Consider the following 12,539-nt stretch of genomic DNA (forward strand, 5'->3'; position numbering starts at 1 on the left):
CTATTATTATGTATAAATTAACATTAACCATTTAATCGCCTTCATCGAAGAGAAAAACATCTTCAATAGACTTTTTACCCAAAATTTTAGTTATTTTATAGGCCAATAATAAGGAAGGGTTATAACGAGCGTTTTCTAAAGCATTTATTGTCTGACGAGTTACACCAACCAAATCAGCTAACTCCTGTTGAGTTATACTCTTTTCCTGGCGAAACTGTCGTATTCTAGTTTCCAAATAATCACCTATTATGATAATAATAGCTATACTTAATCTTTTTATAAAAGAATATAAATGTTTCCAAAAATTACTAAAATATTATAAATTAAATAATCAAATAGTATATTATATTCAAATAATTTTAATGAGATGATAAAAAATGGCTATACACCCTATTGAATTTAGGTATGGTACACCAGAAATGAAAAAAATTTGGGAAGAAGAAAATAAATTACAAAGAATGTTAGATGTAGAATCAGCATTAGCACAAGCAGAAGGAAAACTCGGAATTATACCACAGGAAGTCGCTGATGAAATCGCAGCAAAAGCTAATACAAAATTCGTTAAATTAGAAAGAGTTAAAGCTATTGAAGCTGAAACCAACCACGATATCGCTGCTTTATCTAAAGGAATTACAGAAGTATGTGAAAACGGTGCAGGAGAATATGTGCACTTTGGAGCAACATCCAATGACATTGTTGACAGTTCAAATTCATTATTAATCAAAGATTCAATCACAGTATTGAAAGAAAAATTAGAAAGACTAACAAAAATAATGCTTGATTTGGCTGAAGAAAATAAAATGAAAGTCTGCATTGGACGTACACACGGACAGCATGCACTTCCAACCACCTACGGCATGAAATTTGGACTTTGGGCTGATGAACTCCACAGACAATACGACAGATTAGAACATGCAGAATCTAACGTTTGTATTGGAATGATGGACGGAGCAGTAGGTACAACTGCAGCTTTAGGAGAACAAGGTTGGGAAATTCACAAAAGCGTTGCAGAAATATTAGGTCTTCCTGCAGCAACCATTACAAACCAAGTTGTTCAAAGAGACAATCATGTTGAATTCATCAGTGTTTTGGCAAATATCGCAAGTACATTAGATAAAATCGCTTTAGAAATCAGAAGCCTACAAAGAACTGAACTTATGGAAGTTGGCGAGTATTTCGATCCTGAAAAACAAGTAGGAAGCAGTACAATGCCTCATAAGATGAACCCTATTACAGCTGAAAGGATTTGTGGTGTTGCAAGAATTGTAAAATCTTATGTCAATGCAGCATTGGACAACAATCCACTCTGGCACGAAAGAGACTTAACCAACTCTTCATGTGAAAGAATTATGTTTCCGGAAAGCTGCATTTTAACTGATTACATTTTAAACCTAACTATCAAATTAATGAGCAATCTGGTATTTTACGATGAAAACATCGAAAGAAACCTGAACTTGACCAATGGTTTAATCATGGCTGAAAGATTAATGGCTGAACTTACCCGTGCAGGAATGGGAAAACAAACTGCATATGGAATTGTAAGGAAAAACGCCATTAAAGCAAATAAAGAAAAATTATATCTTGGAGAGTTAATCTTAGAGGACGAAGAAGTTCAAAAATACTTAACTCAAGAAGATGTTGATAAAATAATGGATCCTCACACCTACATCGGATCTATTCCAATCATTATTGATGAATTACTTGAAAAATCACAAGATTGGTTTTAAATTAAAAAATAGAATTAATTGATTGAAATCAATTAATTTTTACTTCTTTTTATTTCAGGAACATATCTCTTAAGCATCAATGAAAGAGTTATGACTGTTACTGAACTCATTGCCATAGCTAACCCTGCCAATGCTGGCTTGAATGTTATTCCAAAAGCAGGATATAAAACCCCTGCAGCAATTGGAATCAATATTGAATTGTATGCAAATGCCCAGAAAATATTCTCCTTGATTCTACGCATTACTTTTTTAGAGAACTGTACGGCCGCAACGACATTTTCCAAATCTCCTTCCATGACAACAATGTCTCCGCTTTCCATAGCTATATCAGTACCGTTTCCCATAGCTACACCAATATCCGCCTGTGTCAATGCAGGAGCATCGTTAATTCCATCTCCAACAAATAAGACTTTTTTAGTGTTATTAGCTTGAGTGCTTTTAACAATGTCCAATTTATTTTCAGGAAGAATTCCAGCTTTTACATTATCAATTCCAACTTGACTAGCTACATTGAGTGCTGTAGATTCATTATCCCCTGTTAACATGTAGGTTTCAACACCCATCTTATGCAGTTCATCAATTGCTCTTTTTGAACTGGATTTTATTTTATCAGATAAGCTCAAAATACCTTTTACTGTCTTATCTTCAGCTAAAAATATAATTGTTTTAGATAACTTTTCAAGTTCGTGATATTTGTCTACCAATTCTTCGGATACATTGATTTGTTCAGACTCCATTAAAGCAAGATTACCTGCAAGGACTTCCTTTGAATTAAGTTCCGCTTTAAGGCCTTTACCTGTTATATTTTCAAAGCTTGAAGTCTGATTTAATTCTATACCCATTTCTTTAGCCTTATTTACAATAGCCTTTGCAATCGGGTGGGTGGAATTCTGCTCAACACTTGCAGCCAACTTTATCAGTTCCTCATCAGAAATGCCGTATCCGATAATGTCATCAACTTCAGGTTTTCCTTCAGTTATTGTACCGGTTTTATCAAAAGCGGCTACATCAATTTGACCTGCATTTTCCAAGGTGTCCCCATTTTTAATCAAAATTCCGTACTCCGCTGCTCTTCCAACGCCGACAGTAACCGCAGTTGGTGTAGCAAGACCTAAAGCACATGGACATGCAACAACAAGAATTGAAATCAGACATGTAAGTGAGAACAATAAAGAAGCGCCTAAAACAAAGTACCATATTAAAAATACAGCAATCGCTATTGTTAAAATTACTGGAATGAAGTAGGAAACGATTGTGTTTGCGAATTTTTGAACGGGCGGTCTTGAAGATTGTGCCTTTTCAACTAAACGAATGATATTTGACAATACAGTTTCTTTTCCAATCTTTTTAGCCTTGATTTGTAGGACTCCATCCTGATTAATGGTTCCTGCAAAGACTTCCTCACCATCTTTTTTAACTTTAGGAATCGGTTCACCATTAATCATTGATTCATCAACATATGACTCCCCACCGACGACATCACCATCAACAGGGATTTTTTCACCAGGTTTTACTAAAAGCAAATCGTCTACAACAATGTCTGCAATTGAAACTTCCTTTTGAGATATGATTTCACCAGCATCATCAACCTCAATGGCTGTTGCAACAGTCGGCTGAAGACCTATCAATTCACGAATGGAATCAGAAGTTCTTTTCTTAGCTCTTGCTTCAAGATACCTTCCAATCATTAAAAATGCCGGAAGCATCACAGCTGAATCATAAAACATGAAAGAATGGTCTAAAACAATGTGAAAGGTTCCTAAGATACTTGAAACATATGCAACAACAATACCCATGGAGTACATTACATCCATATTTAGGTTTTTATGCATTAATCCGTTTATTCCAGCTTTTAAAATTGGCAGGGAAACATATAAAAACGGTAAAATACTTACAAGCAATGAAAAAAGTCCCATTGATGAAATGTTAACTCCTAAGGATTCATTAATGCCGCCGACAACACCCGCTAGCGGATCCCACATGCTGAACATTAAAACCATTAGAACAGCTGAAGCTATTAAACCGACAATAATCCTGTTACGTTTGTCCTTCAGGTCTTGTTGGTAAATTGCTTCCTCATCGATTTCAGTCTGGCCTTCAACACCTAAAAGCTCAAAACCTAATGATTCAATGACCTTTTCAATTTCATCTAATGTAACTTTAGAGGAATCATATCTTATTTTTGCAGATTGAGAAGTTAAATCTGCTTTTACATCAAAAATTCCATCTAATCTGATTAAAAAATTCTCAACATTCATTGTACAGGATGCACAATGCATACCTTGGATTCTTAAAGTCATTTCATCACTGTGAAGCTCGAAGCCCAAGTTTTTAACTAATCTTTCAATTTCTTCATAAGAAATTTTTTTAGTATTAACAGTAATATGTAGCTTATTAGCTGCTAAATCAGCATCCACTTCTTCAACACCTTCAATTTTACCAAAAGTCTTATTTACACTCAAAACGCAAGAAGCGCAATGCATACCTTCAATCGGCAAATCCATATGTTTATGTTTCACCATATCACAACCAATTCATATATAGAAATAATATGTCAATTTAAATATAATAAAGTTTAGGTAACACTAAAAATAAGTAATTTTTATATCATTGTGAGGGATTGTCCTTCTAAATCTTACTTTAGGATAACCTATAATAAAAGCAGAATACATATGTTTGTTTTTATCGATTTCCGGGAAAAAATCCATTAATTTATCATGATTGATTTCATCTGCTTTAAGAATAAATAATGAATAAAATCCTCCAAGACCTAAAGAGTAAGCAAGCAATTCCAGGCGAGTATTGGCTATTACTGCACTGGTTTTATCAGTTGAAAATGTCAAAATTAATTGTTTTCCTTCCCACAGCAATGGATGAAATTCTTTTGAAGACTTATCTCTTAAATAATCTCCAAATTCTTTAATTCTAAAAAATTTATCTTCATCAACTTTGATAATGTCATAGACAAGATTCATGAATTCATCGAGTTTTTCATCTAAAACTACAAATTCAACATCCTGCTCATTTTGAGCTGATGGAGAATAATATGCTCCTTCAAACAATTTATCAAAAGTTTCTTTATCAATTTTCTTCTTTTTAAACCATCGAATTGATCTTCTTTGTTTCAAAAATTTTAGAAAATCCTCATATTCCACTGGAATTTCATGGGGATTGTAATCGATTATTCTGTCCTCATTACCTTCAAAAGATTTCAAAGTAATGGCCTTTTGCTTACATATCGCCATACAATGACCGCATTCAAAACAGTTACTTCCTACCTCACGGGCTACATCTTCAACAATAATATTATCTCGAATACAGACAGAAGCACATTGTTTGCATGCTGTACATAACTCTTCATCAATAATTAATTTCATTTTACAATTTCACCATCCTGAATAACGGTTAGAACATTATCATTATCACTTAAAATAGAAATATCCTCTAAAGGATTTGAATTAACTAAAATCAAATCTGCAATATAGTTTTCCTTTACCAAACCCAAGTTATCCTTTCCTAAAAACTCGGCGGCTTTTACAGTACCGCTAGCTATTGCTTCATCCTCACTCATTCCAATATCAGTCAAATGAACCAATTCTTCCAAATTATGCCCATGAGGAATTACACCACTGTCTGTTCCCATTAATATATTAACTCCTTGTTCATATGCAACAGCGATATTTTCTTTGTGGACTTTAACTATCTCTTTTAATTTGGCTGATTTTTCCTCTGCATAATTGTCCCATGCCGGAAAACCGTTTTTATATAAAAATTGATGTACCAATAATGTTGGAACCAGACTGACATTCCTTTTAACCATTTTACATGCGGTTTTCTTGTCAATGAATGTTCCATGTTCAATTGAAGAAAATCCGGCATCAATACAGTTATTCATTCCTTTTAGGCTATGACAATGAGCTGAAACCTTCATGTCACTTGCATTAGCTTCGCAAACAATAGTTTTTAGTTCTTTTTTGTTGAATTGTGAAAATTCAGGTGAGGTGTTTGTTGTTAAGACTCCTCCACTACACATTACCTTGATAAAATCAGCTCCCGCTCTTTTAACTTCGCGAGTCTTTTTTAGAACCTCTTCAATGCCGTCACATCTTCCTTTAGGAAACCCCGGATACATTATCTCCATGTCCCAACCGGAAGGCAACAACAAATCAAAATGTCCTCCAGTCATGACCAAGGGTGTTATTGATAGGTGTATCTTTGGAGCTGTGAACAATTTTCTTTGCTGAGCCAATTTGAAGCTTAAATCGGCAGATCCGCAATCCCTAATTGTTGTAACGCCCGCATTGATTGTCTGTAATGAGTGTGGAACCGCATTATAGAAATGAATTCCTAATGGATTTGCCATATTTTCCTCTTTGTGAAAACCTTTAGCAAAAATATGAGTATGACAATCAATAAAACCGGCAAGTAAATAATTATCTTCCCCATCGATTACATTAACATCACCTTTTGTATTTATTGAAGGTGATATCTCTTTAATTACTCCTTCTTCTATCAATACGCATTGTGAAGTTTCAATTTCTTCAAACGGATTGATTATATTTACATTTTCAATTAGAGTTTGCATAGTACCACTTACAATATTTCGATTGTTCCGTTATCCCCATCAACTTCAACTAAAGTTCCATTTGTCAAATCCTTAGTTTCAGAAGGTGAGTCGACCATTGGAATATCAGACATTATAGCTCCAGTTGCAATAATAGGCTCTGCATTCAAACAGATTATTGCTTTTGGAGCAGTGTCATTTTTCATCATTTGAAAAATTACATAAGAACCAACAGTAGACCCCTTGCCGCCAGGAATAAACAAGACCTTATCTTTAATAATTTGGCCTTTCAATTCATGATTAGGATCAATTACTTCACCATTTTCAGGGTTAACCCCACCTAAAAAACTGATAGGTTCTGATGAAACAATCAATTCTCCCTGAGCTTTTCCTTTTGCAATATTCCTACATTTAATCATAAAATCACACATTTAGAATAATTCATCTTTAACGAATTCTCCTTTATTGATGGCTTCAGTTGATTTAATAGAATCAATCAACGCCCAAATCCAAACAATAAATATTAAAACAAAACCTATTAATATCCAAACGAGAACCGCTGAAATAATATATGCAACGATAAATGAAATTCCTTTTTTAGTCAGACCGAGGTATAAATGGCCTAAACCAGGGAATAAAAAGCTTAAAATTGCAGATAATAAAACATTTTTCTCTTCAGTTTTTGTAATATTTGCTACTCTAACACCACAATAAGGACAGATTTCGGCATTAATATTAATCTTTTTACCACAGGATTGGCAGAATTTGGTTTGTGGCTCTTCTTCTTGAACTAATTTAAATCCACAATTTGGACAGAAAACAGTTTCCAAAGTTACTTCAGCCCCACAATTAGTACAGAATTTAGTTTTTTTGACTATATTAGATTCAATTACTTCTTCTTCAACAACAGGTTCCTCTTCAATGATAGGCTCTTCAATGACCGGTTCCTCTTCAATGATAGGCTCTTCAATGACAGGTTGATCTTCAACAACAGGTTCTTCATGAACCTCTACATTAACTTCTCCAACTTCAGGGAGGCGAGCTCCACAATTAGAGCAGAATTTAGCTTCTTTTACATCTTTTCCACAATCAGGACAAATTACCATTTTATCACCATTAAACAACATCTTTTTTCATTATTTCTCTTAAAACAGCAGTAGCATAAGATCCTTTATTAATTGAAAATTCGCATAAAACACCATCATCAGTTGCACTAGCTGACGCATCCCAAACCTGGAAACGCATTGAACGCCTGAGACCATGGCTTCCTAAACGAGGCATTTTTGGAACTTCAAAATCTGCTTTTTCTAAATTATACTTTTTCAATATGTTCTCTTCCATCAAACCAACCTCTCCGTCTGCAAATGGAACTTTAGTACCGAATAAAGGGCAGGTAGGATTCACTTCAAAGTTATCAATTAACTCCTGATATTCTTCGAGAGTTTTATCACGAACAATATTTTCTTCTGTGTCAATAATAATATCTCCTTCAATATATTTGTTAATTCCCATTTCAACACGGTTGCTTACCGCTTCATTAAATAAATATGATTGATAAGCATGGACAAACATCCTTTGAAGAGGCTTTGGAAGCGCATGTAATGCATTCATGTAAGATTTATCAGTTAACTCACCTTTTTTAGAGTCCCTGATTAATTCCTTTATCATCATCTTTTCATATCTCATTCCCTTTCCCATTAAATCAAGGGCTTCTTCAAGGTTTCCATCATCATAAGCTTGTCTTGCTAGCTGATTTTCTTCAGACTCGTCATCTTGAGGATTTCCAATATAGGTATTAACAGCTTTTTCTAAGTCATTTTCTACTAATGCCTCACCAACTAAGTGAGTTATTGTTCTAGGCTTACCAAATCTTTGCCATCCAAAGTAATTAGGAACGCCAGTTACTTCTAATTCTTTTAGAACATCGTTAGCAATATCTGCACTTTCTTGAATATCTTCCAAGTCCTTAATTAGAATCTTGAATTTATTTCCAATAAGTTGGCCCATTCTAAGTTTTTTACGACCTCTAACAATCTTTAAAAAATCAGTTTTATAAATATCCAAACTTTCAACTTGCTTCAACTGCTCTTCCGAATCCATATTCGCAATGCATATCCATTGACGGGTTATTGCCTTTTTATCCTTCATTCCTGCAAAACCCATCCTTTTTCTTGAAATATGTAAATCACGAGCAATATCCAGGGCAACATCCAAAGTGGTCCTTCCTAATTTTTCAATCCAAACATAGACATTTGGCCCTTCACCTTCAGGAATCACTTCAGGAATTTCTTCTACATAAAAATCTTCATATTGGTTTCTAATTGTTCCACCAATACCTTTCTGGTGAGTAACATAAGTATTAGCATTTAACATAATAATCACGGAAAATTACAGTGCCCTGGCCGGGATTTGAACCCGGGGAATGGGATCCGCAGTCCCATGTGTTATCCAAACTACACCACCAGGGCAAACAAAATAAGATAACAATTAAATTTAAGATTTTTATAGTATTTAATTATTACCATACTGACAGAGTATATGAATAATCGCCATAATTTCTTGTAGCTACTGAAACCTTATTTGCTTTTGAACAATCCCCGGATGACGCTAATATTTTTCCTTTTAATAGATTATTTTCCGTGAACTGGTAATTTTTAAGGTTAAAATCCGAAAATTTGTCTTTGCAAATCTTAGAAACTTCCCTAATCGAATCTTTTGAATTTTCATTATCTTTTAAAATACCTGAAATATCGCCAATAAATGTTTTATCGGTGAAATTGACTTTGCCGCTTAACAGTTCCATTATATCTTGTGCAGTTCTGATATCTTTCGAATCATAGGAATAATCTGGACTTGGAATAGAAATAGCTGAATTAACAACTAAAAATACGATTAAAAGTAAGATTACTGCAAGAAACGCATCAATTATATAGAAATATCCCTTATTATCTAACATGAATGATAAATAGGATTTTGAAATATTAAAAAAATAGGGAAGTGTGCAAAAATTAATTTGCACGAATGTGATTAATCACTTTATCTTTTTTAGCAATTGCTGCATCTGAAGCTTTTTGAACTTTTTCTTTCATCAATTCAAAGTCTTCAGGTGTTGTATCGCCAACAAGTTTTTTAATTTTAGTATAAGCTGCCTCTCTAAACAATGGAACTAATTTATCTGTAGAACCATCTTCTTTCATCAATATTGGCTCGCCAGAGTTATTTACTTCACCAATTTCAGAAATGGCCACATCATATTTTGCAACTGCCTTTTTGATATCGCCTACAATTTCAGGAGGTGCAATCAACATCAATGAATCTGTTGAAACTCCTAACGGATCGATATTTAATGTTTCAAGCATATTTAAAACATTTGGAGCTACCATCTGTCTGATTTCATTTTCATAGAACTCCAAACCGACACCGGTAGTGTTGGAAATTTCGTGAGCATCTCCTCTAAGACCTCCGTTTGTCACATCTGTCATTGCATGGATGTCCTTTACAAGGTCTGCTTCAAATAGTGCATGTGATGCCTGGACAAAGTTTACATTCATTGTGTCCCATATCACATCAAAGAAACCGTTGTAAAGTGCAGTTGTTGTAATTGTTCCTCCACCGGAACCCTCAGTTAGAAGGATTATGTCACCTTCTGTTGCTCCTTTTCTTGCTGTAGGAGGATGTGGTGATACACCAACGCTTCCAACTGCTGATACAAATCTGTCACCCAAAACCATGTCTCCTCCGATACGTAAGGTAGAACCGGCAACAATCGGAACATCTACTAGTTCTGATACTGCTGCAACACCTGCTGTAAAGTCAAATATTTTAGCAACATCCCCATCATCCGCCAGGTGAACATCACTTAATATTGCAACAGGGTCTGCTCCCATTACACAGACATCTCTTAAGGTTGCACGGGTTACATGAAAACCGCCTAAAAATGGATATTCGCTTAAACGTGAATGAATTCCGTCAACAGCTGTGGTAATATAAACTTCATTGTTATCAACCGGAGCCTTTATAACCCCTCCGTCATCCTGTTCAGATGGATTGACGAGTGATGCGGTATTTGTGGATGACACGATTTCAGCTATTTTTCTGTGGACAAAGAAGTCTCCTGCTCCACGGGACCCCACTCCCATTTCACCCATGAGAACATCGGCCTTATTAACACTAGCTATTTCCTTTAAAAATTCATCATCACTTTCCTGTAATTTTAAAGTGGTTGAAACTTCATCAATTACCGCTTTAGCCATTTCAACTGAGTTCTCTTCAGAAATTTTCTTATATTCCCTGATTCTGACAGCTAAAATTTCTGCTAGGTCTTCATAATCATAATCGTCTATTCTTGCTCTTACAAATCCTTCAATATCCATAATCAAATCTCCAAATTAGTGAAATTTTTTAAAATCTTGAGACCAGCCACACCACTTTTTTCAGGGTGAAACTGTGTTGAGAATAAATTATTTTGAGCTAAACTAGCTACAACTTCTCCACCATATTCACAAACTCCTGCAATGATTTCATTATCATCCGGAACAACATGATATGAGTGTACAAAGTAGAAGTATTCTCCATCAATACCTTCTAATATTTGTGAGTCATTAACAACTTTAAGTTTGTTCCAACCCATATGAGGAATCTTTACTCCTTCGGGCAGGATTTCAACATGCCCTTTAAACAAATCCAAGCCTTTTACACCAACTGATTCATCACTGGAACTCATCAATACCTGTTGGCCAAGGCAGATTCCCAAAAAGGGCTTATCATCATTTACATGTTCATGAATAACATCTTCAAATGGTTTTAAGTTTTCCATTGCACTTCCAAATGCTCCAACACCCGGCAATACCAAATAATCACTATTGGCGATGATTTCCTTATCATCTGTTATCTGGTATTCCACACCGATTTTTTTAAATCCGTTGGAAATGCTTTTCAGGTTTCCGCTTTTATAATCAATGATTGTTATCATTCGTCTAACCACCCAATAGCTGCTCTAATCATTCCTCCAAAATCAGAAAAGACTATTTCATCAGTCCCTAAAGTTTTTGAATGTGCATCAAGTTCTGCTACAACATGAGTATAGCCCAATTCTTTTAATGGTTCAACTAAACGAGGACCATCTGTTACAGCAACTGATTCTACATCAAAGTCTTCAATTGGAAATGCATGAGGAACTCCAAATACAACAATCAAATCTATGTCCTTGTCTTTTAAATATTCAGCCGCATTATCAGCAGTTATTGGATATTCATCAAGCCCTCCTGTAATAAAATCAGGTTCAATATCAAGCTGATTTCTTATATTTACTGCATGCTGTCTGATTCTAGGAAGACCAATATTTTCATCCAAATTAGCTACGAAAATAGGCTTATTGTCTGGATTAATCTCTTTGTAATCGAAATTTATGATATCTGCAAATAAATATGATGTTTCTTTTTTAACATTTAGTACGAAAGCAGTTTTCTTATTATCTTTTAGGGCATTGACAACAATTTTAGCAACGTTCTCCTTTGAATCACCAAAATTAGGTTTAATATACTTACCTTGTGCCATTCCACGAGTTTTTTCAACTTCTGTTGCTTTTTCAAGCATTTCAATTTGTCTGTCTGCCTCTTCACGAGGTATTACTCCACATTCAACTGCTGCATCTAAAACCATTATTGCACCAACAGTATTGTCCCCTTCACCAGATCCTCCGTGTGATTCAACGGGAATTACTGTACATGGCAAATCTGCAGTTGCAATTGCTTCTTTTAAGTCTTCACCAATAATCATGCTTGCACAAGTTCCTGCAATGCCCATTAATTTTGGCTTAAATAACTCATAAGCTTCAGTTAAAGTTTCAACTAATTTTTCACCAGCGCCCAATATAAAATCATTTTCAGACATTCCTGTAGTTACGACACGTACACCATCACCTTCTAAAAGCCTAGCTGTTCTAAAGCAACAGCCAGTTGGCCCATGCATGACAATAACGTCAACATTCATATCCCTTAATGTATAAAGAGTAGCTGCAATTGGACTTGGTCTCGGATGCATATTTTTTCACCTAAAATAAACATTTATAATTAAATATTTAACATTGTTGTGCAAGAATTCTCTGGCTTCTTTAAGCCGGAGATGAATTGCACTTTAATGAGTATTAAATTTTTTTTAGTTTATAGTCAAACCAATACTTTTCAAATGCTCTCGGATTAACTCTTTATATTATAATAGTATATAAGTATAGTTTAGAGAAAAACGGT

The 12,539-nt window shown here is 34.7% G+C and carries 12 protein-coding genes and 1 tRNA gene; 1 reads left to right on the forward strand and 12 read right to left on the reverse strand.

Annotated elements, in window-relative coordinates; translation table 11 throughout:
• Positions 1-31 precede the first annotated feature (31 nt).
• On the reverse strand, positions 32-235 hold the full coding sequence (locus ACKI3D_RS08095; protein WP_407393563.1) for a helix-turn-helix transcriptional regulator: 204 nt from the start codon (positions 233-235) through the stop codon (positions 32-34).
• 142 nt (positions 236-377) lie between these two features.
• Here ACKI3D_RS08095 and purB point away from each other — a divergent pair, with 142 nt between their 5' ends.
• Positions 378-1,727: an adenylosuccinate lyase gene (gene purB, locus ACKI3D_RS08100; protein ID WP_407393564.1), complete on the forward strand. Its 1,350-nt coding sequence runs from the start codon at positions 378-380 to the stop codon at positions 1,725-1,727.
• Between the two features lie 32 nt (positions 1,728-1,759).
• On the opposite strand, the gene ACKI3D_RS08105 is transcribed toward purB, so the two are convergent.
• The 11 genes from ACKI3D_RS08105 to cfbD form a co-directional block, all read right to left on the reverse strand.
• Positions 1,760-4,249 carry a heavy metal translocating P-type ATPase gene (locus ACKI3D_RS08105; RefSeq protein ID WP_407393566.1) on the reverse strand — a complete coding sequence of 830 codons (2,490 nt, stop codon included), beginning with the start codon at positions 4,247-4,249 and terminating at the stop codon, positions 1,760-1,762.
• A 63-nt stretch (positions 4,250-4,312) separates the two neighbouring features.
• A complete protein-coding gene (locus ACKI3D_RS08110) occupies positions 4,313-5,104 on the reverse strand; it encodes a nitroreductase family protein (protein WP_407393568.1) in 792 nt (263 codons plus the stop codon).
• Entirely contained in the window at positions 5,101-6,312 is a 1,212-nt protein-coding gene (locus ACKI3D_RS08115; RefSeq protein ID WP_407393570.1) for an amidohydrolase family protein, read from the reverse strand. The genes ACKI3D_RS08110 and ACKI3D_RS08115 overlap by 4 nt, the downstream gene beginning before the upstream one ends.
• Before the next feature lie 8 nt (positions 6,313-6,320).
• Positions 6,321-6,710 (reverse strand): DUF126 domain-containing protein, encoded by a 390-nt coding sequence (locus ACKI3D_RS08120; RefSeq protein WP_407393571.1) that lies wholly within the window; start codon positions 6,708-6,710, stop codon positions 6,321-6,323.
• A gap of 12 nt (positions 6,711-6,722) precedes the next feature.
• On the reverse strand, positions 6,723-7,397 hold the full coding sequence (locus ACKI3D_RS08125; protein ID WP_407393572.1) for a zinc-ribbon domain-containing protein: 675 nt from the start codon (positions 7,395-7,397) through the stop codon (positions 6,723-6,725).
• Positions 7,398-7,407: 10 nt separating this feature from the next.
• The gene (gene truD, locus ACKI3D_RS08130; protein WP_407393574.1) at positions 7,408-8,664 is read right to left on the reverse strand and encodes a tRNA pseudouridine(13) synthase TruD; all 1,257 of its coding nucleotides are present in this window, start codon (positions 8,662-8,664) and stop codon (positions 7,408-7,410) included.
• Positions 8,665-8,685: 21 nt separating this feature from the next.
• Positions 8,686-8,759: transfer RNA gene (locus tag ACKI3D_RS08135), tRNA-Arg, on the reverse strand.
• A 50-nt stretch (positions 8,760-8,809) separates the two neighbouring features.
• A complete protein-coding gene (locus ACKI3D_RS08140; protein WP_407393576.1) occupies positions 8,810-9,247 on the reverse strand; it encodes a hypothetical protein in 438 nt (145 codons plus the stop codon).
• A 52-nt stretch (positions 9,248-9,299) separates the two neighbouring features.
• Entirely contained in the window at positions 9,300-10,664 is a 1,365-nt protein-coding gene (locus ACKI3D_RS08145) for an AIR synthase-related protein (protein WP_407393577.1), read from the reverse strand.
• Between the two features lie 2 nt (positions 10,665-10,666).
• Positions 10,667-11,263, reverse strand: a complete 597-nt coding sequence (hisH, locus tag ACKI3D_RS08150; protein ID WP_407393579.1) for an imidazole glycerol phosphate synthase subunit HisH — start codon at positions 11,261-11,263, stop codon at positions 10,667-10,669.
• Positions 11,260-12,333 carry a Ni-sirohydrochlorin a,c-diamide reductive cyclase catalytic subunit gene (gene cfbD / locus ACKI3D_RS08155; RefSeq protein ID WP_407393580.1) on the reverse strand — a complete coding sequence of 358 codons (1,074 nt, stop codon included), beginning with the start codon at positions 12,331-12,333 and terminating at the stop codon, positions 11,260-11,262. Before cfbD ends, hisH begins: the two co-directional genes overlap by 4 nt.
• Positions 12,334-12,539: the final 206 nt, after the last annotated feature.

This window comes from Methanobrevibacter sp., assembly GCF_045586545.1.
Lineage (GTDB): Archaea > Methanobacteriota > Methanobacteria > Methanobacteriales > Methanobacteriaceae > Methanocatella.